Annotated in this window: 19 protein-coding genes; 10 read left to right on the top strand and 9 right to left on the bottom strand. The window is 73.1% G+C overall.

The window, feature by feature from the left end:
- Window positions 1-5: 5 nt before the first annotated feature.
- From OG710_RS19100 to OG710_RS19090, 3 genes are read right to left on the bottom strand one after another with little or no spacing between them, the layout of a single operon-like run.
- On the bottom strand, window positions 6-941 hold the full coding sequence (locus tag OG710_RS19100) for an N-acetylneuraminate synthase family protein (RefSeq protein ID WP_111337737.1): 936 nt from the start codon (window positions 939-941) through the stop codon (window positions 6-8).
- 10 nt (window positions 942-951) lie between these two features.
- Window positions 952-2,172 carry an acylneuraminate cytidylyltransferase gene (locus OG710_RS19095; protein ID WP_330240404.1) on the bottom strand — a complete coding sequence of 407 codons (1,221 nt, stop codon included), beginning with the start codon at window positions 2,170-2,172 and terminating at the stop codon, window positions 952-954.
- A gap of 32 nt (window positions 2,173-2,204) precedes the next feature.
- Window positions 2,205-3,554, bottom strand: coding sequence for a DUF6716 putative glycosyltransferase (locus OG710_RS19090; protein ID WP_330240403.1), 1,350 nt, complete (start codon window positions 3,552-3,554; stop codon window positions 2,205-2,207).
- Between the two features lie 209 nt (window positions 3,555-3,763).
- On the opposite strand from OG710_RS19090, the gene OG710_RS19085 reads away from it, so the two are divergent.
- The 4 genes from OG710_RS19085 to OG710_RS19070 all read left to right on the top strand — a co-directional run bounded on the left by OG710_RS19085 (window position 3,764) and on the right by OG710_RS19070 (window position 9,759).
- Window positions 3,764-4,741 carry a glycosyltransferase family 2 protein gene (locus OG710_RS19085; RefSeq protein WP_330240402.1) on the top strand — a complete coding sequence of 326 codons (978 nt, stop codon included), beginning with the start codon at window positions 3,764-3,766 and terminating at the stop codon, window positions 4,739-4,741.
- Complete coding sequence (locus OG710_RS19080) at window positions 4,741-6,138, top strand: polysialyltransferase family glycosyltransferase (RefSeq protein WP_330240401.1); 1,398 nt, start codon at window positions 4,741-4,743, stop codon at window positions 6,136-6,138. Before OG710_RS19085 ends, OG710_RS19080 begins: the two co-directional genes overlap by 1 nt.
- 17 nt (window positions 6,139-6,155) lie before the next feature.
- Entirely contained in the window at window positions 6,156-8,675 is a 2,520-nt protein-coding gene (locus tag OG710_RS19075) for a YfhO family protein (RefSeq protein WP_330240400.1), read from the top strand.
- 157 nt (window positions 8,676-8,832) lie between these two features.
- Complete coding sequence (locus OG710_RS19070) at window positions 8,833-9,759, top strand: class I SAM-dependent methyltransferase (protein ID WP_330240399.1); 927 nt, start codon at window positions 8,833-8,835, stop codon at window positions 9,757-9,759.
- Window positions 9,760-9,773: 14 nt separating this feature from the next.
- Here OG710_RS19070 and leuE read toward each other — a convergent pair whose 3' ends face one another.
- Window positions 9,774-10,460 carry a leucine efflux protein LeuE gene (gene leuE / locus OG710_RS19065; RefSeq protein ID WP_330240398.1) on the bottom strand — a complete coding sequence of 229 codons (687 nt, stop codon included), beginning with the start codon at window positions 10,458-10,460 and terminating at the stop codon, window positions 9,774-9,776.
- Between the two features lie 162 nt (window positions 10,461-10,622).
- Between leuE and OG710_RS19060 the strand changes: the two genes are divergently transcribed.
- Window positions 10,623-11,570 (top strand): L,D-transpeptidase family protein, encoded by a 948-nt coding sequence (locus OG710_RS19060; RefSeq protein ID WP_330240397.1) that lies wholly within the window; start codon window positions 10,623-10,625, stop codon window positions 11,568-11,570.
- Between the two features lie 192 nt (window positions 11,571-11,762).
- Here OG710_RS19060 and OG710_RS19055 read toward each other — a convergent pair whose 3' ends face one another.
- The 5 genes from OG710_RS19055 to OG710_RS19035 form a co-directional block, all read right to left on the bottom strand.
- Window positions 11,763-12,938, bottom strand: a complete 1,176-nt coding sequence (locus tag OG710_RS19055; RefSeq protein WP_330240396.1) for a hypothetical protein — start codon at window positions 12,936-12,938, stop codon at window positions 11,763-11,765.
- The gene (locus OG710_RS19050) at window positions 12,938-13,828 is read right to left on the bottom strand and encodes a sigma-70 family RNA polymerase sigma factor (protein ID WP_330240395.1); all 891 of its coding nucleotides are present in this window, start codon (window positions 13,826-13,828) and stop codon (window positions 12,938-12,940) included. The genes OG710_RS19055 and OG710_RS19050 overlap by 1 nt, the downstream gene beginning before the upstream one ends.
- 305 nt (window positions 13,829-14,133) lie before the next feature.
- On the bottom strand, window positions 14,134-14,703 hold the full coding sequence (locus OG710_RS19045; RefSeq protein ID WP_330240394.1) for a hypothetical protein: 570 nt from the start codon (window positions 14,701-14,703) through the stop codon (window positions 14,134-14,136).
- 137 nt (window positions 14,704-14,840) lie between these two features.
- On the bottom strand, window positions 14,841-15,548 hold the full coding sequence (locus OG710_RS19040) for a DUF4328 domain-containing protein (protein WP_330240393.1): 708 nt from the start codon (window positions 15,546-15,548) through the stop codon (window positions 14,841-14,843).
- A gap of 146 nt (window positions 15,549-15,694) precedes the next feature.
- A complete protein-coding gene (locus OG710_RS19035; RefSeq protein WP_330240392.1) occupies window positions 15,695-17,314 on the bottom strand; it encodes a beta-N-acetylhexosaminidase in 1,620 nt (539 codons plus the stop codon).
- A gap of 379 nt (window positions 17,315-17,693) precedes the next feature.
- On the opposite strand from OG710_RS19035, the gene OG710_RS19030 reads away from it, so the two are divergent.
- From OG710_RS19030 to OG710_RS19010, 5 genes are all read left to right on the top strand, one after another.
- Window positions 17,694-18,188 carry a 2-oxo-4-hydroxy-4-carboxy-5-ureidoimidazoline decarboxylase gene (locus tag OG710_RS19030; RefSeq protein ID WP_443064272.1) on the top strand — a complete coding sequence of 165 codons (495 nt, stop codon included), beginning with the start codon at window positions 17,694-17,696 and terminating at the stop codon, window positions 18,186-18,188.
- 243 nt (window positions 18,189-18,431) lie between these two features.
- Window positions 18,432-18,812 (top strand): succinate dehydrogenase, cytochrome b556 subunit, encoded by a 381-nt coding sequence (gene sdhC / locus OG710_RS19025; protein ID WP_111337721.1) that lies wholly within the window; start codon window positions 18,432-18,434, stop codon window positions 18,810-18,812.
- 5 nt (window positions 18,813-18,817) lie between these two features.
- A complete protein-coding gene (locus OG710_RS19020; protein ID WP_073964328.1) occupies window positions 18,818-19,291 on the top strand; it encodes a succinate dehydrogenase hydrophobic membrane anchor subunit in 474 nt (157 codons plus the stop codon).
- 30 nt (window positions 19,292-19,321) lie between these two features.
- Complete coding sequence (gene sdhA / locus OG710_RS19015) at window positions 19,322-21,076, top strand: succinate dehydrogenase flavoprotein subunit (protein WP_330240390.1); 1,755 nt, start codon at window positions 19,322-19,324, stop codon at window positions 21,074-21,076.
- On the top strand, window positions 21,076-21,852 hold the full coding sequence (locus OG710_RS19010) for a succinate dehydrogenase iron-sulfur subunit (protein ID WP_330240389.1): 777 nt from the start codon (window positions 21,076-21,078) through the stop codon (window positions 21,850-21,852). The genes sdhA and OG710_RS19010 overlap by 1 nt, the downstream gene beginning before the upstream one ends.
- Window positions 21,853-22,003 lie beyond the last annotated feature (151 nt).

Raw genomic sequence — 22,003 nt, 5'->3', positions numbered from 1 at the left:
GCCCGTCAGACCGCGACCGGCTCGGCGGCCGGGGCCGCCGCGTCGCTCTCCGCCACGACGCCCGTGACCCGGCGGAGCTTCTTCATCGGGCCGAGCTCCGACTCGTACACCTTCTTGACGCCGTCGCCGAGGGACGCCTCGATGGTGCGGATGTCGCGGACCAGGCGGGTCAGGCCCTGCGGCTCGACAGAGGCGGCCTGGTCGGAGCCCCACATGGCGCGGTCGAGGGTGATGTGGCGTTCGACGAACGCGGCGCCGAGGGCGACGGCGGCGAGGGTGGTCTGCAGACCCGTCTCGTGGCCGCTGTAGCCGATCGGGACGTTGGGGTACTCCTGCTGCAGGGTCTGGATGACCCGCAGGTTCAGCTCCTCGGCCTTGGCCGGGTACGTCGAGGTGGCGTGGCAGAGCAGGATGTTGTCGGAGCCGAGGACCTCGACGGCGTGCCGGATCTGGCGCGGGGTGGACATGCCGGTGGAGAGGATGACCGTGCGGCCGGTGGCGCGCAGGGCGCGCAGCAGTTCGTCGTCGGTGAGCGAGGCGGAGGCGACCTTGTGGGCGGGGACGTCGAACTTCTCCAGGAAGGCGACGGCCTCGGTGTCCCACGGGGAGGCGAACCAGTCGATGCCGCGCTCGGCGCAGTGCTCGGAGATGGCCAGGTACTCGGTCTCGCCGAACTCGACGCGGTGGCGGTAGTCGATGTAGGTCATGCGGCCCCAGGGGGTGTCGCGCTCGATGTCCCACTGGTCGCGGGGGGTGCAGATCTCCGGGGTGCGCTTCTGGAACTTGACGGCGTCGCAGCCGGCTTCGGCGGCCACGTCGATGAGGGCGAGGGCCTTGTCGAGGTCGCCGTTGTGGTTGATGCCGATCTCGCCGGTGATGTAGACGGGGTTGCCCGGTCCGGCGGTGCGGTTGCCGAGGGTGCGCAGGCGGGAGGTGCTCATGAGGTGTTCCTTACTTGGTGGGGGTCGTGTTGAGGGTGGGGCCCAGGAGCCAGGCCGCGATCTCGCGGACGGCGCCGAAGCCGCCGGGGGTGGTCGTCACGGCGCGGGCCGCCGCGCGGACCGAGTCGTGGGCGCTCGCGACGGCGACGGGCCAGCCGGCGAGCGCGAAGCAGGGGAGGTCGTTGACGTCGTTGCCGACGTACATGACGCGTTCGGGCGCCAGGGACTGCTCGTCGCACCACTGCTTGAGCGCGAGGTCCTTGCGGTCCACGCCGTGCAGTACGGGGACGCGCAGCTTGCGGGCGCGGGCGGCGACGACGGGGTTCTGCTCGGTGGACAGGATGAGCAGCGGGATGCCGGCCCGGCGCAGGGCGGCGATGCCGAGTCCGTCGCCCCGGTGCACGGCGACGGTCTCGCGGCCCTCGGAGTCCACGAGGACCCGGTCGTCGGTCTGGGTGCCGTCGAAGTCGAGGACGACGGCGTCGATGTCCTCGCGGGTGGGCAGCGGGGCCCGGTCCACGAGGGGGGCGAGCGCGCGGGCGCGGGCCAGGTCGTGCGGGTCGTCGATCTCCAGGACGCGGGCCGGGTCGGTGCGCACCAGCGCGGTGTGGCCGAAGAAGCGGTGGCGGTGGGTGCGGAATCCGGTGGCGTCCATGGCGTAGGCGGCGCCGGTCTCCAGCAGGTCCTCGGGGCGGTCCTGGCGGCGCGGGCGGACCCGCTTGTCGTGGTTGACGCCGTAGTTGTGGTCCTCCAGGGCCGTGCCGTCGCGCCACAGGAAGCCGTGGAAGGGGGCGACGGTGACGGCGGTGTCGGCGCCTTCGCGGGCGACGGCCGCGGCGACCCCGTCGATGTCCTCGCGGGCGATGAAGGGGCTGGTGCACTGGACGAGCAGGACGACGTCGGCGGTGCGGCCGCTCATGGCCTCGTAGGCGTCGAGGGCGTGCAGGACGGCGGCTTCGCTGGTCGCGGTGTCGCCGGCGATGTCCTCGGGGCGCTGGACGCAGTGCAGCCGGGCGCTCTCGCCGAGGGCTTCGGCCGCGGTGCGGGCGGCCTCGGCGACGGCGGGGGCGTCGGTCGTCACGACGACGTCGGTGACCTCGCCGGACGCCAGGCAGGCGCGGACGGCGCGGGCGACGAGCGGGACGCCGCCGACCGGTGCGAGGTTCTTGGCCGGTACGCCCTTGGAGCCGCCGCGTGCGGGGATGACGGCGAGCACGGTGGGTTGCTTCATCGGTGCTCCGGTGAGTGTGGTGTCGGTGGTTTTCACAGCTCGCCCATCCGCCGGACGACCGGGGCGACGCGCTGGACGCCGTGCCGGTACGCGCCCCGCGCCGCGTCGCGGACGGCCTCGCGGACCGCGGTCCTGACCCGGCCGGCCTCGCGGGGCGCGTCGGCGCCGGGCAGCGGGTGGCCGTCGGGGCCCAGGTGGTGGCGGGCGAGGATGCCGGGGAGGTAGCCGGGGGCGGTGGCCGGGGTGTAGTAGGGCGCCGGGTCGGGAAGGCGGCCGCGGGCCAGCAGTGCGGTGACGCGGGCGCGGGCGGTGTCGTAGGCCGTGGCGTAGCCGCCGTCCGCGGCGACGCCCTGGCCGGCCAGCCAGCCGGGATCGGGGCGGGGTCGGGCGCCGGCGTCCAGGTGGTCGAAGGAGGTGAGCAGGCCGGACCCGGTGAAATGGTGGTTGCCGAGCGCCTCGCGGACCCCTAGGTCGGTGAGGACTGCGGTGGGGATGCGGCGGTGCAGGGACTCCAGGGCAGCGGTGGAGGAGACGGTGACCAGCAGGTCGGTGCGGTCCAGGACCTCGCCCATGTGCCCGTACACCAGGCGGAAGTTGGGCGGGAGGCCGCCGGGCAGCCGTTCGGCGAGCCGCTGGTAGGGGTGTTCCTCGATGTGCGTGGTGTGTTCGCCGGGCTTGGAGCGCAGTTTGAGGAGGACTTCGCGGCCGGGGTGCAGCCGGGCGTGCTCGACGAGCCTGCGCAGCAGGTAGGTGCGGTCGGCGCGGTTCTCGGGCACGGAGGGCTGGGCGGCGAACACCAGGGTGTCGCGGCCGGGTTCGGGGCGGTAGGGGTCGCCGCCGAGGAACGGGAGCGCGGCCTCGGTGACGGCCGACGCGTCGGCGCCGACGCCCTCGTACACGGCGCGGAAGCGCTGCGCGTCGTGGCGGGAGTTGGCGAGGACGACGTCGGCGCCGTGCCGGAGCAGGAGCCCGTCGGTGAGCTTCTCGTAGACGACGCCGACGTAGCCGGTGACGAGGACGGGCCGGGCGGGCAGCCGGAGTGCGGCGATGCCGTGCAGCATGGCCTGGACGGCGCCGCCGACGAGGGCGAGGACGACGACGTCGTATCCCTCGTCCCGTACGTCCCGCAGGAATTCGGTGGCGGTGACCTCGCGCACCCGGTCGCCGGAGATCCCCACGTCGCCGACCTCGGCGAGCTGGCGGGGGGTCGGCGTCGCGCGGCCGCGCAGCAGCAGTCCGCTGATCTCGACCCGCTGGGCGGGTGTCCCGGACACGGGGGCGGTGAGGCGGCGCGCGGTGAGCGCGCCCCATTTCCACCGGGTGTCGGAGTCGGCGATCACGGCTGCTCTGAGAGCGGTCGTCTTTTCGGTACGTCGTGGCACGTCTCCGAATTTAGGAAGGCATCCCGATTCGCGGCCCAACGTGACGGCAACAGCGGGTTAACAGCCCGCCGACACCTGGCGAATCAGCTGCCGAAATGGGTCTTCCCGGGCGGTTGAGCGGGCCGGTTCATTGTCCCGACATTCTTCGTTCACCTGGCGTACCCATCGGCGCCAGGGTAAATGCCGGACCGGCGCCTAGCGTGTACGGCGTGGTCAAGCTCTCCGTCATCGTGCCGTTCTACAACGTTCGGGCCTACGCCCCCGACACTCTGAGAAGTCTGCGGGCCAATGCCCGCGAGGGGGTCGAATTCATCCTCGTCGACGACTGTTCGTCCGACGGGACGCTGGACATCCTGCGGCGCGCCGAGCGCGAGCTGCCGGGTGCCGTGCTCGTCGCGCACGAGCGGAACGGCGGTCTGGCCACCGCGCGCAACACGGGTATCGACGCGGCGCGCGGCGAGTATCTGACGTTCCTGGACGGCGACGACTGGGTCGTGCCCGGTCACTACGAGCGGCTGCTGGCCTCGATCACGGCGCTGGGCTGCGACTTCGTCCGTACGGACCATGTGCAGTTCACCGACCAGGCGCGCACGGTCCACCGCGTCCCGTTCGGGCTGCGGAACACCGTGGTCAGCCCGCGCGAGGCGATCCTGCCGGCCGACCGCTCGACGCCGGTGGACTACGCGTACGCCTGGGCCGGCGCCTATCACCGCAGGCTCGCGGACTCGGGGCTGCTGCGGTTCGTGGACGGGCTGCGCACGGCGGAGGACCGGCCGTGGATCTGGCGGCTGCACCGGGAGGCCGATTCGTTCGCGGCGGTCGGACTGCCGGGTGTCTTCTACCGGCGCGGGGTCGCCTCCTCGCTGACCCAGATCGGGGACGTGCGCCAGCTCGATTTCATCCGGGCGTTCGACCGGGTGCTGGCCGAAACGGCCGCGGACCCGGAGGCGGAGAAGCTGATGCCGAAGGCGGTGCGTACGTATTGCGCGGTGATGGCGCACCATTTGGAATCCATTGAAAGGTTCGAACCAGCAGTGGCAAGGAAATTGCGCTCGATGAGTGCGGCTTCCCTGCGGCGCATGCCCCAGGACATTCTCGCGGAAACGCTGAATTCGCTGGGCGAGCGCCGTGCGGACCGGCTGCGCCGGGTGCGCCGCCGTCCCGTCTCGCGGGAGGTCGCGGCCTGATGCCCGGCAGCACATACACCGCGCCGGCCGGCCGGTCCACCACCCAGATCTTCTCGGCGTGCACGCAGTACGCCGCCGCCACGCTCGTCGCGGCCCTGCGCAGCGGCATGTTCGGGCCGCGCTCCGAGCACCGGCGCATCCTCGTCGTCAGCGACACCTCGCCCGCTCCGGAGCTGGGCACCCCGCTGCACCGCAGGCCCGGTTTCGACGCCTTGGCGGCGGAGTTCGACCGGGTGTGCTCGTGGAACGACTTCATCAGCCCGTTCCACCCGGCCGGCTGGTCGCCGCGCGAGCAGGACGCCCCGCTGTGGGAGCGGGCGGTGCGCAGCGCGTGGGACCTCGGGGACGCGCCCGTGGAGCTGGCCTGCGAGTCCATCCAGGCCAACCCGGCGCAGGCCCTGGCGACCGTGTTCGGGGACAGCCCGCTCCATGTGTACGCGGACGGGCTGATGAGCTACGGGCCGACCCGCAGCCGGCTCGATCAGCTCGTCGGCACCCGCATCCGCCGGCTGCTCCACCTGGACCTGGTGCCCGGTCTGAAGCCGCTGCTGCTCACGGAGTTCGGGGTGGAGCCGGAGATCGTCCCCACCGACGTGTTCCTGAAGGTGCTGGGCGAACTGGCCGATCCGGTGGCCGCCCCGGTGCCGGTCGCGCCCGAGGAAGGGCCGGGCCCCGCGCTGCTGCTCGGGCAGTACCTGTCCACGCTGGGCATCCTGACGCCCGGCCAGGAGGAGGAGCTGCACGCGGACATGGTGCGCGGCGTGGTCGCCCTCGGCCACACCCGTATCGTCTTCAAGCCGCATCCCAGCGCGCCCGCCCACTGGACGCGCGCCCTGGAGGAGGAGGCGGAACGGCTCGGCGCGACGCTCACCGTGGCCGACAGCCCGGTCCTGGCCGAGACGCTGTTCGAGTCGATGCGCCCGGCGCTCGTCGTCGGCTGCTTCTCCACCGCGCTGCTGACCGCCGCCTCCTTCTACGGACTGCCGGTCGCCCGCCTGGGCACCGGGCCGCTGCTGCAACAGCTCAGCCCGTACCAGAACAGCAACCGCGTCCCGGTGACCATCGTGGACGCGCTGCTGCCCGATCTGACGGACCCGGCCGCGGTGACCGGCTGGTCGATGCCCCCGGCCGACGAGATCGGGCGCGGGGTCGCCGGGCTCGTCGGGGCGGTCGGCTACGCGATGCAGCCGCAGCTCCAGGCCGCCATGCGCCCTGCCGCCGAGCGCTACCTGAACGGCCACCAGGCCGCCGTACGGCGCTACTTCAAGCGGCGCAGGCTGACCGCGCTCGGGCTGCCCGGAGCCATTCCGGCGCAGCTCACGTTCATCCCGCGCAACGCGACCGTCCGCCGACTCGCGCGCCGGGCCCGTGTCCTGAAGCGGGCGGCGGCCGGCTGACCGCCGGGCCCGACACCATGGGAAAACCTCCGATACCCGGCTCGCCGCGCACCCTGGCGTCCGCCCTGGCCGCCCTGCTCGCCGCCCTCACCCTCTGCGCCGGGGACGCGGTCGCCCGCAGCTACCCCTTCGGCCCGCACACCCGCAGCGTCAACGACCTGGGCAACCAGTTCGTGCCGTTCCACGCCCGGCTCCAGGACCTGCTGCACGGCCGGGCGGACGGCGGGCTGCTGCTGAACTGGCAGTCCGGCTACGGCACGGGCTTCCTGCCGGACTTCGGCACGTATCTGAGCAGCCCGTTCGCCCTGCTCGTCGGCGTCTTCCCGCACGACCGGATCGACCTGGCGGTCTACGCGGTCACCCTGGCCAAGACGGGCGCGGCGGCGGCCGCGATGACCTGGCTGCTGACCGCGCTGCGCCGGGGGCGCGGGCGGGAGTGGGCGGCGGCGGTGCTGGGGGCTTCGTACGCGCTGTGCGGCTGGTCGGTGATCGAGGCCGTCTACAACCCGATGTGGCTGGACGGGCTGATCGCCCTCCCGCTGCTGTGCCTGGCCGCCGAGTGGGCGCGCACGGGGCGGCGGCCCGTCCTGGGCACGCTGCTGGTGACGCTCGCCTGGGTGTCGAACTTCTACACCGCGTACATGGCCACGCTGGGCGCCGCGCTGGTGCTCGCGGTACGGCTGCTGCTCGACGACACGACGGGCCGGGAGCGGATACGGGGGCTGGGGCGCGCGGTGCGCACGGTGCTGCTCGGGGTCGGGCTCGCCGCGCCGGTCCTGGTGCCGGTGTACCTGGGGACGCGGCACGCCTATCCGGGCTGGACGCGGACGTTCGCCCCGGCCGACTGGTCCGACGTGGCGGCCCGGCTGCTGCCGGCCACGTACGGCTTCTTCACCCCGGCGGTGTTCCTGGGCACCGGGGCGCTGCTCCTGGCGGCGGCCCTGGTCTTCCACCGGGGGGTGCGGCGGACCGAGCGGCTGGTGTGGGCGGGGCTCGTGGCGGGCGTCGCGCTGTCGTTCCAGTGGGGGCCGACGCATCTGCTGTGGCATGCCTTCGCGACGCCCAACGGCAGCCCGTACCGCCAGACGTTCGTGCTGTCCGGGCTGCTGGTGATCGCCGCCTGGCTGGCGGTCGCCTCCGGCTGGCCGGGCCGGCGGGCCCTGCTGGGCGGGATCGCGGTGCTCGTGCCGGTCGCCGCCGGGGCCGCCGCCAGCGAGCTGGTCACCGTATGGACGTATCCGCTGCTCGCGGCGGGCCTGGCGGGCACGGCCGGGGCGCTGGTGCTCGCCCGGCGCGGCCGGTTCGCGGTGCTGGCGGCGCTGCTGCTGATCGGGGCGCAGGCCGGGCAGGCCGCGGCGACCACCGCGTACGCGGACCGGCAGCGGCTCAACCGGCTGGACGACTACGCGCCCTGGGGCGAGCGCCAGCGGCTCCAGTCGGCGGCGGTGGCCCGCGCGGACGGCTGGCCGCGCTACCGGACCGATCCCGGCCTGGAGCAGAGCACCGCCAACGATCCGCTCCTGACCGGCGGCCAGGGCGGCGCGTACTACAGCAGTCACACCCCGGACGTGCTCACCCGCACCTTCCGCGCGCTGGGCGCCGGCTGGACGTCGAACGGGCGGGCCCTGCACAGCCTGGACAATCCGGTGACCGACGCGGTGTTCGCCGTGGGCGCCCGCGTCCGCATGCCGCGCGACCCGCACCAGGGCTGGAACCTGCCCGACGACCGCCCGGTCACGGTGGTCCGCGAGGACGCGCCGCCGCTGGTGACGGTACGGCCGGCCGGTGCCGGGGAGAAGCGGTACGGGCGTTCGCCGTTCCGGAACCAGGAGCAGCTGCTCGGCGCGTCCGTGTACACCGTCCCGGCGACCACGCTGCGCCGGGTGGGCGGCGGCGCCGCGCGCGACCGGGGCGCGTACGACTACGCGGTGGGGCCCGGCGGGTACACCCTGGGCGCGGTCTGCCCGGCGGGCAGCGAGGTGTTCCTGTGGGCGCCGGACCTGTTCGCCCACGCCCGCCTGGGCACGGCCGCCGACGAGGTGGACTTCCGGGGCGGGATGCCGGGGCGCCGGGCGGGGATGCGGAGCCTGGGAGAGGGGGGCGGCAGCCTGTCCGTGACGCTGCGGGTGGTCAGGGCGGGGGCGGTCCCGCACGACGCGGTCGGCTGCCTGGACCGGCACCGGCTGGCCGCCGCGGTGGCCGGCCTGAAACGGACGGGGGCGACGACGGTTTCGGTCACGGGGAGCGGGGTACGGGCCGAACTCCCGCCGCACACGCGGGGCCTGGCGGTGCTCTCCGCGCCCCGGATCGCCGGCTGGAGCTGCGGAGGCCGCCCGGCCGACTCGTACCTGGGCCTGGTCGCGGTGCCGGTGAGCGGCGACCGGCCGGTGCTGGACTGCTCGTACCGCCCGCCCGGCCTGAAGGCGGGCTCGCTCGCGGGGGCGGTGGCGCTGGCGGGGCTGCTCGCGGTGGGAGCGGCGGGACGGTGGGGAGGGTTGGGAGGGTTGGGACGCCGGCGGCGGGGCAGGGCCGGGTGACCGGGGTGCTTCCCGGCCGGGTGACCGGGGCCCTTCCCGGCCGGCCCGCACCGTAACCGCGCCGTGGCGCACGGATTCCGCGTGTGGTCCGGGCGACACCGAGACTTCATCTCCGCGTGGTGGGAGCGGGACCGGGCTCACGCGTACGTTCCCAGCCATGGCCTCCCTGCTGAACAACCGCTTGGCGAAGCGGGCCCTGCGCCCCGCCGCCGCCCTCGTCGACCGCCGCATCCAGTCGGGCGTGGAGCGCGCCGCCGCGCCCCTGCGCGGGGAACTGGCCGCGCTGCGACGGGAGTACGAGGACGAGCGGCGTGCCCGGTACGCCGTGGAACTGCTGCTGGACAACACCGGGCGCGGCGCGCACCGCATGCCGCCGCCCGCCGAGCTGGACCGGCTGGTCGGCCAGGTGGCGGCGCTGGCCGGGGACGGGGCGGCGGCGCGCCGGAGCGTGGTGGCCGCCTACCGGACGGTGGTGGCGCTGGAGGCGCTCGGCGTGGGGCGGCTGGCCGGTTCCACGTCCAATGTGTGCGGCAAGCTGGCGACCGTGCCGCTGCTGGCCCCGCCGAACGGCCGCATCCTGGAGATCGGCACGCTGTACGGGCTGTTCGCCGCGGCGCTGACCCGGATGACGCACCGGGCGGGCATCGAGCCGGAGCTGACGATCGTGGACCCGCTGGCCGGTTCGCAGCTCCAGCCGGGCACCGCGCAGCCCGCCGACCCGACGGGCACTCCGGTGCGGGAGGACGTGGTGCGCGCCAACCTGGCGCTGACGGGCGGCGGCACAACGCACCACCCCCGGATCGTCCGGGGCTTCTCCAGCGCGCCGGAGGTCCGGGCCGAGGCCGGGGACCGGTCGTACGGGGTGATCGTGGTGGACGGCGACCACTCCGGGCCCGGGGTGGCCGCCGATCTGGAGTGGGTCGAGGAGATCGCGGCTCCGGGCGGTGTGGTGGTGCTCGACGACTACGGGGACGCGGCGTGGCCGGGTGTCCAGGAGGCGCTGGACGCGCATCTGGCGGGCGACGCGTCCCGGCTGCGGCTGCTGGGGCGGGTCTCCACCTCGGCGTATCTGCGGGCGGGGTGACCCGGCCCCGGCGGTCAGACGCTGCTGAGCGACAGCTTCGCGGCGAAGCCGAGGAACAGCACTCCGGCCGCCGAGGTGGCGCCCGCCGAGAGCCGCCTGCGCCGGCGGAACGCGGCGGAGAGCCGGGTGCCGCCGAAGATCAGCACCGAGAGGTAGAGGAAGCTGGCGATCTGGAGCAGGGTGCCCAGGAGCAGGAAGGACAGCGCCGGGTAGGCGTATCCGGGGTCCACGAACTGTACGAAGAACGAGATCAGGAACAGGATCGCCTTCGGGTTGACCAGGCTGACGACCAGCGCCCGCCGGTACGGCCGTTCCATGGCCGCGACGGTCGGCACCGCGCCCGTCCCGTCCGCCGTGCCGTCCGTCCCTCCGGTGATCTCGGCGACCCTGCGGTGCCGTTCGCGCCACATCGCCAGGGCGGCCCGCAGCATGCCGATGGCCATCCAGGTGAGATAGCCGGCGCCCGCGTACTTGACGACGGCGAACAGCAGCGGTGTCGTCCGCAGCAGCGACGAGGCGCCGAGCGCGGACAGCGTCATCAGGACGGTGTCCCCGGTCCATACGCCGGCGGCGGCCGCGTAACCGGTCCGTATACCGCGCCGGGCGGCGACGGACAGCACGTAGAGCGAGTTCGGGCCGGGCAGCAGGACGATCAGCGCGAGGCCGGCGAGATAGGTCGGAAGGTCGGTGACACCCAGCATGGAACGGAGTGTCGCACGCGTCCGCGACCCCCGGAACGCGCGGAGGTCACGCTTTCCTCTCGACCGCGGGGATTCGGCAACCGGGCGGAACGGGAACCCGTCCCATGAGATACGCGCGCACAGAAGCCGAGGCCGCACGAGCAGAGGACGCAGGGGGTCGGGATGACAGGCACGGGCAGGACAGGGCGCGGTTACGCACTCCGGGGCGGCCGGGCGACGATCGCCGTGGCCGTGGTGGCGCTGGCCGCCGTGACCGCGGGCTGCAAGGAGCAGCCGGCGGCCGGGGCCGCGTCGGCCGCCCCCTCCGCATCGGCGAGCAGCGGCTCGCCCACCGCGCGGCCGAGCGACGACGCCGCGCCGGGCGACGTCTCCCCGAGCCCGTCCGCGACGGCGCGTCCCAAGGAGTCGGCGCGCGAGTCGGTGCAGCCGTCCCCGGAGCCGAGCGCGACCCGCACCACCCCGGCCGCCGATCCGCAGGGCACGGTCCTGATGCGGAACGGGTCACAGGGCGAGCAGGTGCGCGAACTGCAGGCCAGGCTCCGCCAGATAGGTCACTTCGACCGCAACCCCACCGGCTACTACGGCTCCGTCACGGCCGCGTCGGTGCGGTCCTTCCAGGCCAAGCGGGGCCTGTCGCAGACCGGCAGCACGGACACCCTCACCTGGCAAAAGCTGCTCGGGATGACGCGCCGGCCGACCGCCGCCGAGCTGAAGCCGCCGACCACTCGCCCGGTGGCGAAGCCGGACAAGCGGTGCATGACGGGGCGGGTGCTGTGCATCAGCAAGAACAGCCGGACGCTGTCCTGGATGATCGACGGCAAGGTCGTCTCGTCCATGGACGTGCGGTTCGGCTCGCAGTACACGCCGACCCGCGAGGGGACGTTCTCGGTGTTCTGGAAGTCGCGCCACCATGTGTCGTCGATCTACCACACGCCCATGCCGTACGCGATGTTCTTCAGCGGCGGCCAGGCCGTGCACTACTCGTCGGACTTCGCGGCCCGCGGCTACAACGGGGCCTCGCACGGCTGTGTGAACGTACGCGACGAGAAGAAGATCGCGGCCCTCTTCGCCCAGGTCCGTACGGGCGACAAGGTCGTCGTCTACAAGTAGGCGCGAGCGGGTCCGGGGCACTCGCGGAGGATTGGGGCGCGGACGGGACCGGGGGAACGTGTCCCGCCCGCGCCATGTGCGCCGAGCCGCAGGTACGGGGGGAACCCCGGCTCCGGCGCTGCCGATGACCAGTCGGCTCATTCCGTACAGCGTCAACCGGCCGGAAAACGTCACACCGACCGGTAGGCATGGTCAGCGGGCGGCCGCCGCGGCGGTGGGCCGGGGTGTTTCGGAGGAGGCTCCTTCGCCGGTCCGCACCGGGTCCGGGGCGATCGCCGCGGTGGAGGGGCCGGGCGATTCGGTGAACCGGATCGAGGGCAGCGGGGCCGAGGCTTCGTCGTCCTGGTCGGCGTTCTCCCGGCCGGGCGGGCCGCCGTTCTCGCGGGCGCCCTGCCCGTCCTGGTCGCCGAGCATCCGGTCGCAGAACCGGTCCAGGTTGCGGGCGCCCTTGGCCAGGGCTTCGAGGCGGTCGCGGCGCTCGTCGTCGATGCGGCCGGCGCGGTAGTCGCGGCAGGCGGCGACCGTCCTGGCGTACCAGCCGGTCGCGCCGCCGTTGGAGCCGGACCTGCCGTTGCCCCGGCCCGGGTCCGCGGAGTCCTTGCCGGGGTGGTCGTCGGCGGTGTCGGCGCCGGAGTCCCGGCCGTCGCCGCCGGAGGGGCCGCCGCCGTCTCCGTCGCCCGTGCTGCCGGTGTCCTGCGGGCCGTCCTCGCCGTCGTGCCCGCCCCGAGGGGTGTCGTCGTCGGGGCCTGCGGTGTCGTCGCCGGGGCTGCTGCCGGGGGTCGGGGCGTCCGGGGTCGGGGTTCCGGGCGGGGTGGGGGCGATGGTCCGCCCGCCGGCGACGGCGCCGGAGCCGAGTTCCTCCGGGGAGGCGGCGGCCGAGACCGAGGTGGCGGGGGACGGGTCGTGCCGGCCGAAGGGCACCGGCAGCACGCCGGACCCGGCGGCGACGGCCACGCCTCCTATGGCGCAGCAGGCCAGCGATGCGGCGAGGCCGAAGCGCAGGGGCCGGCTCCAGCGGTACGGGCGGTGGCCGCGCGGCCTCGCGGTCCCGGTGGCGGGGGTGCGGCCCAGGTGGACGGGGGCGAGCACGGCGGTGCCGGAGTCGTCGCCGTCGGCCGCGTGGGCGGCGGCCGGGTGCGTGGCGGCCGGGCGGGGGCGGCGGGGCGCGGCGCGGAAGGCGGCCAGCGCGGCGGCCTCGCCGTGGAGTTCTCCGGCGGCGGGAAGGGCGGCGCGGGACACCGCGTCGAGGGCGGCGGCCAGGCGTTCGGCGTCCTGACGGGGACGGCCTTCGGCAGGGACGACCGGGTCGCCGCGGAGCAATTTCTCCGCCGCTTCCTTGTCAAGCCATGCGTACTGCTCGTCGGCCATCACATGTCCTTCTGCGTCCACAGACGCGAATGCGTCACACCGGCGGGAGCCACCAGGCCGGTGCGCGGGGGGCGTTGCACGGGGACGGCGCCGAGTCCTCCGGCGCGGCCGGAGGCGTCCGTCGCGCGCTTCCGGAAGGAGGCCGACGGCGCCTCGGGGCCGGCCGGGCGGCGGGGTGCGGCACTGCGCGGAGGGTCGTCCTCCGCCGCGGTGCGCGAGGCCCGCGCCTCCTCGGGCGGGCCGCCGCCCTCGGGTATCCGCACCCCGTCGCGCGGGCCGCCGTCCGGGGCCGGGCCGGGGACGGGCAGCCCCTCGGTGCCGTCCGGGCGGTCGCCCCCGCTGTCGGCGCGCAGCAGTTCGGCGAGCCGTTTCAGTCCCCGGTGGGCGGCGGTGCGGACCGCGCCGGGCCGTTTGCCGAGCGTCTGGGCGGCGCTCTTCGCGTCGAGCCCGACGACCACGCGGAGCACGACGGCCTCGGCCTGGTCCTGCGGCAGCTGGGCGATGAGCGACATGGTGCGGCCGGTCGCCAGGGCCTCGATCGCCTCGTCGGCGGTGTCGGAGACGGCCGGCTTGTCGGACAGCTCCGTCTCGTCGCCGCCGATGGCGGGCCGTCTGCCGCGCATCCTCAGATGGTCCAGGGCGCGGTTGCGGGCTATCCGCGCCGCCCAGCCCCGGAATCGGTCGGCGTCCCCGCTGAACCGGTCGAGGTCGCGGGCTATCTGCAGCCACGACTCGGACGCCACGTCCTCGGCGTCCGGCTCCCCCACCAGCGTTCTTATGTAGCCCAGCAGCCGCGGCTGCACAGCGCGGTACACAGTACGGAAGGCGTCCTCGTCCCCGTGCTGTGCCGCGAGCACCGCGGCAGTAAGCCCCGCGTCGTCCCCCAGCAACTACCTCAACCCTGCCCTGCTGTCTGAATCGCAGCTGGTCACCACTGCCCGCGCCACCCTGCGCGATTCAGCACGCTACGTCCTCGGCGTGCACCGCGTCCATGACTTGTACAACCTGCAACATTCAGTCTGCCGACGACGGTGTGACAGAAAACGCACCCACGGCGCTGAGATGAATACGGGGTCGTCCTGCGGCCCCGCGGAAGACGACCGGGGCCTCTCCTGTGGGGGGTGGCGGCCCCGGTCGTCCTCGTCACTCGCGGCCCGTGAGCCGCGCGCCGCTCTCGGGTGGTCGGGGCTCCGGCTCAGCCGCGTACGCGGGCCCGGCGGGCGGCCGCCGCGCGGAGCACCCGCTGGCCCTCCGCCGAGACGTCGATCACCTGGCGCAGCCCGGCGCCCGCCGGGGCCGTCTCGTCGATTCCGGCCAGCATCTCCAGGATCAGGACCTGCCGGGCCGCCTCGCCGGCCAGCAGCGGTCCGGCCCCCGAGGGGTCGCCCGCCCGGCAGCGGGCCACCGGGTCCGTCGCGGCGGGGGCGGCCGCGTCGTGGCCGAGGTGGACCTCCAGCGCCAGCACCGAACAGGCGTCGGCCCATGCCCGCAGCGCCTCACCGGCCCGGTCGGCGGGGGCGGCGGCGAGCAGCTCCCGGACGCGCCGCACGGCCTCGCCGGGGTCCGCGGGGGTGTCCAGGGCGGTGCGGGCCTCGGCGAGCCGGTCGGGCCAGAGCCGCGGATCGGCGCATCCGGCCCACAACGGGCGCAGCGGGTCGGGGTCGGCGCCCGGCGCGGGCTGGGGCAGACAGCGTTCGAGGCAGGCGGCCGCACTGGCGGCGAGCCCCCGCTCGTCGGCCGCGGCGATCAGTTCGAGCAGGCTCATCGACATCTCCTGTCGGCCCTCCCGTACCCATGCCGGGGCACAGGAGGGCGCAGCGCTTCCTGTTATCCATTCAGCGCCAACTGGCCGAAAAGCGTCACTGCCACTGGCTGATTAACGTCGCCGGGGTGCGCGTGGCCTCAGTGCGCGTGCCCCCACCGCGCGCGCGGCGGAGTCTCCTGGGCGGGGAATCCGCCGGCCCACGCGCGCAGGTCCTGCATCGCCGTCAGCCTGCGGACGAACAGGATCGCCACGACGGCCGCGCCGATGTCCAGCGCGTTCGCGGCCATGACCAGGTCGAGCCCGCGGATGATCTCGTCCCCGCCCTCCGCGCGGTCGTAGTAGCCGCCGGCGACCCTGCCGAGGATCTGCGTCGCGACCAGCGCCGCCCACCAGGCGTTCAGCACCCCGCGCGGGGCGGTGGCCCGGCTCACGAGGGTGTCGGGCGGAACGCTCGCGGTCCAGACGCCGGTCGCCACCCGGTACGGCAGCCAGAGGTTGGCGATGGGCACGAACCACGCCCCGATCGCCCAGCCGGGCCGCAACGTGTGGCAGTACGGGTCGAACACCTCGGCGTTGTGCCGGGCCCGGCGCAGCCACACGAGGAAGACGATGCCCGTCGCCAGCACGGCGATGCCCTGGAGGGCGCCGGCGGAGCCGTACATGTTGTCGGCGAGCGTCCACGCCTGCTCGTCGACCGCGAGGAAACCGTCGTCCAGTCCGTCCGCGAGCAGCATGCGGCTGTGGACACCGGCGGCGATCGACAGCACGTCCGTGACGGCCACCGCACCGAGCAGTACGCACACCGCCTTGCCGAGGCCCAACGGTGAACGCAGCGTACTGGGCATGAAAAGGAACCCCCCATGAGGTAGGAGATCCGGCGCCGGCATCGGCACGGCGCCGGTGCGCGCCCCCTCCCCGGACGGCGCGGCCACCGGACCGTAGTGGTCGGCAGGCCGCGTTGTCCATGGTCAGCGGCGGCCCCAGGGGGCTCTCACCCCGCGTCGATCTCCTTGGCCAATGCCGTGAACCGCGCCCAGCTCGCCTTCGGCTTTCCCGGTACCCACAACTTCTGGGCCGTCGCCCGCAGCGGCATCCGGATGCCCGCCGCGACCTGGGCGGGGGTCTGGGCGTTCGGCAGGTCGCCCCAGACGGCGAAGCGGCCGCCGAGGATCTGGTCGGAGTAGCGGGCCGGGACCGGGGTGGTGCCGCGCAGAACGAGAGGGGTCCACTGCTCGTAGATGCGCTTGCCGGTCGGGTAGACGAAGGCGTTGGGCTGGCCGAGCACGTAGTACAGGTACTCGTCGTTGAGGTTCAGGAGCTTGCGGCCCTCGCGGAGGTACTGCTCCGGCGGGCGGGCGCCGTACTCCTTGCCCGTCCAGTACTCGACCTCGATGTCCTTGTCTGCGCGGACCCTGCTGTCCCGGAACTGTCCGTCGTTCCACGCCTTGGGGCGCATGTCGTGCTCGCGGACCACGTCGGCCCGGTCGTTGAGCCAGCCGGTGGCGAGGTCGGCGATGCCGGAGCCGGCGCCGTACTTCCGGACGGCCGCGCGCTGGAGCTGCGGATAGGAGGCGGCCGGATCGCTCGCCATCAGCGCGCGGTACTCGTCGCCGCCCAGATGCCAGAACGCGCCGCCGAACAGTTCGGTGTACTCGCCCAGCAGCTCGTCGATCAGCTTGGCCGCGCCCGGCTTCGAGATGTCCAGCGAGCCGGTCGACGCGACGCCGGAGACGTTGTGGAGCTGGAGGTCGGGGTGGGCGCGCAGCACCGCGCCGAGGTGGCCGGGCGAGTCGATCTCCGGGACGATCTCGATGTGCAGCCGGCGGGCGAGCGCCACCATGTGCCGCACCTGCGTCTTGGTCAGATGGTCGGGCGAGACCACCTCGGGGTGGGTGTCGGACTCGATGCGGAACGCCTGGTCGTCGGAGAAGTGCAGCCCGAGCTGGTTGAGCTTGAGGTCGGCCATCTCGCGCAGCCGGTCCTCGATCCAGGACGCGGAGTAGTGCTTGCGGGCGATGTCCAGGTTGAGGCCGCGCTGCGGCTTGGCGGGCCGGTCGCGCACCACGCCCTCCGGCATCGAGCCGTCGGCGCGCACCGACTGCTTGAGCGTGCGGGTGCCGTAGAAGACGCCCGCCTCGCCGGGTCCGCTGATCCGGACGCGCCCGTCGGCGGTGCGCAGGGTGTACGACTCGGGCCCGCCGGACGCCTGCGGGGTCAGGGCCAGCTCGACGTCTCCGGCGCGGGCGGGCACCTCGCCCCGGTAGTCGATCCGCAGCTCGCCCGCCAGCAGCCTGCCCTCGTCGGCGAGCCTGCCGCTGCCCTCCGCGACGACCACCGCGCTGTCCTTTCCGGGCCGCCAGCCGGGGCCGCGGGCGGCGGTGTGCTCCCGTACGGCGGGAATGGTGCGGGGCGCCTTCGAGAGCGGGTGGCTCCGGGTCGGCGACGGAGTCGGGGAGGGGGAGGGGGCCAGGGAGGACGTGGCGGGCGGGCGCGAGGCGTCGGACGCCCCCCGCCCGCCGGAGCCCTCGGGCCAGACGAGCACGGTGACGGTGACCGCGGCCGCCGCCGTGAGGGCCGCGCCGGCCGCGAGGGCACCGCGTGAGGGCGACATCGGTCAGAAACCTCCGGATTCAGGGGGAAACAGGTCAGAAGTCAAGAGAAACAGGGCGGATGTGGGGCGATAGTCGGGCATTTTTGTCGGAAGTTCGCCCATCAGGCATCACGAAACTCTCCCGTCCGGGTGAAATTCGCGCATTCGTCGCCCGGCCGTTTCCCCGCCTCGCTAGCGTTGAGCCCCATTCGTCACTCCTTTCGCCCCACGCATCCGCCTGGTTCCCCACCCCCCTCTCCCCCTCTCTCCCCTCCCCCCGTATTCCTCCCCCGTCCAGGTTCACAGATGCCGTTGATCCCAGGAGCCCACGCTGTCCAGGTCCAGCGAGTCCCACGCCGGCCTTCCCGAGCAGCCGCCCCGGCCCGCCCGGCGCACCGCCGTGCCCGTGCAGAAGCGCGCCTCCGCCGCGTCCGGCCGGGGGCTGCTCCGTTTCAACACCGCGCCCGTCCGGCAGGCCGAGGCCGTTCTGCTGGAGTGCTTCGGCAGCCGGGTCTGGGCGCGCCGGCTGGCCGCACACCGCCCCTACCCCGATCTGGAGTCGCTGCTCGCGGCGGCCGACGAGGCGGCCTACGACCTCTCCCCCGCCGGGTACGCCGCGGCGCTGGCCGCCGAGGTGTCGCCGGGGCTGCGGGCGGACGCGCCGCGCTCCGCCCATCTGGCGCTGGCCGCCGCCCATGCGGAGTACGAACGCAAGTTCGGCCACGTCTTCGTGATCTGCCTGGACGACTACGCCCCCGAGGAGCATCCGGACCAGGTGCTGGCCGGTATCCGGGCCCGCCTCGGGCACGAGGAGGACCGGGAACGGGCGGTCGCGGCGGACGAGATGCGGCGACTCGCCCGGGGTCGGCTGATCGCTTTGGTATCGAGTCGATAACGGGTTGCCGTCCGGGCGCCCACCCCGGAAACCCCGGCGTACAGCGGGTCGACGGGGTCGCGGCGGTCTGTCCATAGCCCGTCCGTGCCTGTTTCGTTGCCACTTTGATCACACCGGAGGGCCCCGCGCGATCGAACCGACAAAGCGTCGCTACGATGGCCGGGGCCGGTGGACCGTACCCGGCCGGGTCAGACCGACAGTCAAGCCGGCCGACCCCGATCCCCGCTCCCGGAGGGTTTTTCCGTGCCGGCTGGAACGCTGTACCGCGGCCGGGAAGGCATGTGGTCCTGGGTGGCTCATCGAGTCACCGGTGTCCTCATCTTCTTCTTCCTGTTCGTGCATGTCCTGGACACCGCCCTCGTCCGCGTCTCCCCCGAGGCCTACGACGACGTCGTGGCCACGTACAAGACGCCCATCGTCGCGCTCCTCGAATACGGCCTGGTGGCCGCGATTCTCTTCCACGCGCTGAACGGCCTGCGCATCATCGCCGTGGACTTCTGGGCCAAGGGCCCGCGCGTCCAGAAGCAGATGCTCTGGACCGTGCTGGGCATCTGGATCGTGCTGATGCTGGGGGCGCTGTACCCCGTCCTCGGTCACGCCGTCCGTGAACTCTTCGGGAGCTGAGGCACATGTCCACCGAGACTTCCGCGATCGGCGCCGTCGAAGGCGTCTCCCTCTACGACGTCGACAACCCGGCCCCCGTCATCGAGCCGCCGCGCAAGCGGACCGGCAAGACCCCCAAGGGCTCGCGCACCAACTTCGAGATGTACGCCTGGCTCTTCATGCGCCTGTCGGGCATCGTGCTGGTCGTCCTGGTCATCGGCCACCTGCTGATCCAGCTGGTGCTGGACGGCGGCGTCTCCAAGATCGGCTTCGCCTTCGTGGCCGGCCGCTGGGCCTCGCCGTTCTGGCAGGTCTGGGACCTGGCGATGCTGTGGCTCGCCATGCTGCACGGCGCCAACGGTCTGCGTACGGTCATCAACGACTACGCCGAACGGGACAACACCCGCTTCTGGCTGAAGATGCTGCTGTACACCGCCACGGTGTTCACCGTCCTGCTGGGCACGCTGGTGATCTTCACCTTCGACCCGAACATCCGCTAGGCGCCGGGCCCGAAGGACCAGAGGTAAACCATGCAGATCCACAAGTACGACACCGTCATCGTCGGCGCCGGCGGAGCCGGTATGCGCGCGGCCATCGAGTCGACCAAGCGCAGCCGCACCGCCGTGCTGACCAAGCTCTACCCCACCCGCTCCCACACGGGCGCCGCGCAGGGCGGCATGGCCGCCGCGCTGGCCAACGTGGAGGAGGACAACTGGGAGTGGCACACCTTCGACACGATCAAGGGCGGTGACTACCTGGTCGACCAGGACGCCGCCGAGATCCTGGCGAAGGAGGCCATCGACGCCGTCCTCGACCTGGAGAAGATGGGCCTGCCGTTCGGGCGTACGCCCGAGGGCCGCATCGACCAGCGCCGGTTCGGCGGTCACTCCCGCAACCACGGCGAGGCCCCGGTCCGCCGTGCCTGCTACTCGGGCGACCGCACCGGCCACATGATCCTCCAGACGCTGTACCAGAACTGCGTCAAGGAGGGCGTGGAGTTCTTCAACGAGTTCTACGTCCTGGACCAGCTGGTCGTCGAGCAGGACGGCGTCAAGAAGTCCGCCGGCGTCGTCGCCTACGAGCTCGCCACCGGCGAGATTCACGTCTTCCAGGCCAAGTCGGTCATCTACGCCTCGGGCGGCACCGGCAAGTTCTTCAAGGTGACGTCGAACGCGCACACCCTGACCGGTGACGGCCAGGCCGCCTGCTACCGCCGGGGCCTGCCGCTGGAGGACATGGAGTTCTTCCAGTTCCACCCGACGGGCATCTGGCGCATGGGCATCCTGCTGACGGAGGGCGCCCGCGGCGAGGGCGGCATCCTCCGCAACAAGGACGGCGAGCGCTTCATGGAGAAGTACGCCCCCGTCATGAAGGACCTCGCCTCGCGCGACGTCGTCTCGCGCTCCATCTACACGGAGATCCGCGAGGGCCGCGGCTGCGGTCCCGAGGGCGACCACGTCTACCTCGACCTGACGCACCTGCCGCCGGAGCAGCTGGACGCCAAGCTCCCGGACATCACCGAGTTCGCGCGTACGTACCTGGGCATCGAGCCCTACACGGACCCGATCCCGATCCAGCCGACCGCGCACTACGCCATGGGCGGCATCCCGACCAACGTCGAGGGCGAGGTGCTGGCCGACAACACCACCGTCGTGCCCGGCCTGTACGCCGCCGGCGAGGTCGCCTGCGTCTCGGTGCACGGCGCCAACCGCCTGGGCACCAACTCGCTGCTCGACATCAACGTCTTCGGACGCCGTGCGGGCATCGCCGCCGCCGAGTACTCCGAGAAGAGCGACTTCGTCGAGCTTCCCGAGAACCCGGCACAGGCCGTCGTCGACCAGGTCGAGCGGCTGCGGAACTCCACGGGCACCGAGCGCGTCGCCGCGCTCCGCCAGGAGCTCCAGGAGTGCATGGACGCCAACGTGATGGTGTTCCGCACCGAGCAGACGATCAAGACCGCGGTCGACAAGATCGGGGAGCTGCGCAAGCGCTACCTGGACGTGTCCATCCAGGACAAGGGCAAGCGGTTCAACACGGACCTGCTGGAGGCCATCGAGCTGGGCAACCTGCTCGACCTCGCCGAGGTCATGGCCACCTCGGCGCTGGCCCGCAAGGAGTCGCGCGGCGGTCACTACCGCGAGGACTTCCCGAACCGCGACGACGTCAACTTCATGCGCCACACCATGGCGTACCGCGAGGTCGCCGAGGACGGCACCGAGTCGATCCGGCTGGACTACAAGCCGGTCGTCCAGACCCGCTACCAGCCGATGGAGCGTAAGTACTGATGGCTACACCCACCCTGGACAAGGCCGACAAGGCGCCGGAGCCCGAGCCGGGCTTCGCCGACTCGCCCAACATCACGGTCACGTTCCGCATCCGGCGGTTCAACCCGGAGGTCTCCGACGAGGCCCAGTGGCAGGACTTCCAGCTGGAGATCGACCCGAAGGAGCGCGTCCTCGACGCCCTCCACAAGATCAAGTGGGACCAGGACGGAACGCTCACGTTCCGCCGGTCCTGCGCGCACGGCATCTGCGGTTCGGACGCCATGCGGATCAACGGCAAGAACAGGCTCGCCTGCAAGACGCTGATCAAGGACATCAGTCCGGAGAAGCCGATCATGATCGAGGCCATCAAGGGCCTCACGGTCCTCAAGGACCTCGTGGTCGACATGGACCCGTTCTTCCAGGCGTACCGCGACGTCATGCCCTTCCTCATCACCAAGGGGAACGAGCCGACCCGCGAGCGCCTGCAGTCGCCCGAGGACCGCGAGCGCTTCGACGACACCACCAAGTGCATCCTGTGCGCCGCGTGCACGTCCTCGTGCCCGGTGTTCTGGAACGACGGCCAGTACTTCGGCCCGGCGGCGATCGTCAACGCCCACCGCTTCATCTTCGACTCGCGCGACGAGGGCGGCGAGCAGCGCCTGGAGATCCTCAACGACCGTGACGGTGTGTGGCGTTGCCGCACCACCTTCAACTGCACGGACGCCTGCCCGCGTGGCATCGAGGTCACCAAGGCGATCCAGGAGGTCAAGCGCGCGCTGATCACGCGTCGCTTCTGATCCGTCCGCCGCGGCCCGCGGCAGCCGGGGCCCCGTCCCCCGCGGAGTGCGAACTCCGCGGGAGGCGGGGCCTCTTGCTGACTCGCGCGGGCCCGGAGGGTACGGTCGTGCGGGACTTCCCGCGCACGGGGGTGCGCGGTCCGGACGAGAG

It is taken from the genome of Streptomyces sp. NBC_00525 (assembly GCF_036346595.1).
GTDB lineage: Bacteria > Actinomycetota > Actinomycetes > Streptomycetales > Streptomycetaceae > Streptomyces.
This window is presented reverse-complemented; position numbering and strand designations above follow the sequence as displayed.

Excerpts from the sequence above, each read along its gene's own strand:
- OG710_RS19095 (WP_330240404.1), bottom strand. The coding sequence starts at position 2,172 with ATGAAGCAACCCACCGTGCTCGCCGTCATCCCCGCACGCGGCGGCTCC.
- sdhA (WP_330240390.1), top strand. The coding sequence starts at position 19,322 with ATGCAGATCCACAAGTACGACACCGTCATCGTCGGCGCCGGCGGAGCC.
- OG710_RS19075 (WP_330240400.1), top strand. The coding sequence starts at position 6,156 with ATGGGAAAACCTCCGATACCCGGCTCGCCGCGCACCCTGGCGTCCGCC.
- OG710_RS19055 (WP_330240396.1), bottom strand. The coding sequence starts at position 12,938 with ATGGCCGACGAGCAGTACGCATGGCTTGACAAGGAAGCGGCGGAGAAA.
- OG710_RS19080 (WP_330240401.1), top strand. The coding sequence starts at position 4,741 with ATGCCCGGCAGCACATACACCGCGCCGGCCGGCCGGTCCACCACCCAG.
- OG710_RS19070 (WP_330240399.1), top strand. The coding sequence starts at position 8,833 with ATGGCCTCCCTGCTGAACAACCGCTTGGCGAAGCGGGCCCTGCGCCCC.
- leuE (WP_330240398.1), bottom strand. The coding sequence starts at position 10,460 with ATGCTGGGTGTCACCGACCTTCCGACCTATCTCGCCGGCCTCGCGCTG.
- OG710_RS19035 (WP_330240392.1), bottom strand. The coding sequence starts at position 17,314 with ATGTCGCCCTCACGCGGTGCCCTCGCGGCCGGCGCGGCCCTCACGGCG.
- OG710_RS19060 (WP_330240397.1), top strand. The coding sequence starts at position 10,623 with ATGACAGGCACGGGCAGGACAGGGCGCGGTTACGCACTCCGGGGCGGC.
- OG710_RS19045 (WP_330240394.1), bottom strand. The coding sequence starts at position 14,703 with ATGAGCCTGCTCGAACTGATCGCCGCGGCCGACGAGCGGGGGCTCGCC.
- OG710_RS19010 (WP_330240389.1), top strand. The coding sequence starts at position 21,076 with ATGGCTACACCCACCCTGGACAAGGCCGACAAGGCGCCGGAGCCCGAG.
- OG710_RS19100 (WP_111337737.1), bottom strand. The coding sequence starts at position 941 with ATGAGCACCTCCCGCCTGCGCACCCTCGGCAACCGCACCGCCGGACCG.
- OG710_RS19020 (WP_073964328.1), top strand. The coding sequence starts at position 18,818 with ATGTCCACCGAGACTTCCGCGATCGGCGCCGTCGAAGGCGTCTCCCTC.
- OG710_RS19040 (WP_330240393.1), bottom strand. The coding sequence starts at position 15,548 with ATGCCCAGTACGCTGCGTTCACCGTTGGGCCTCGGCAAGGCGGTGTGC.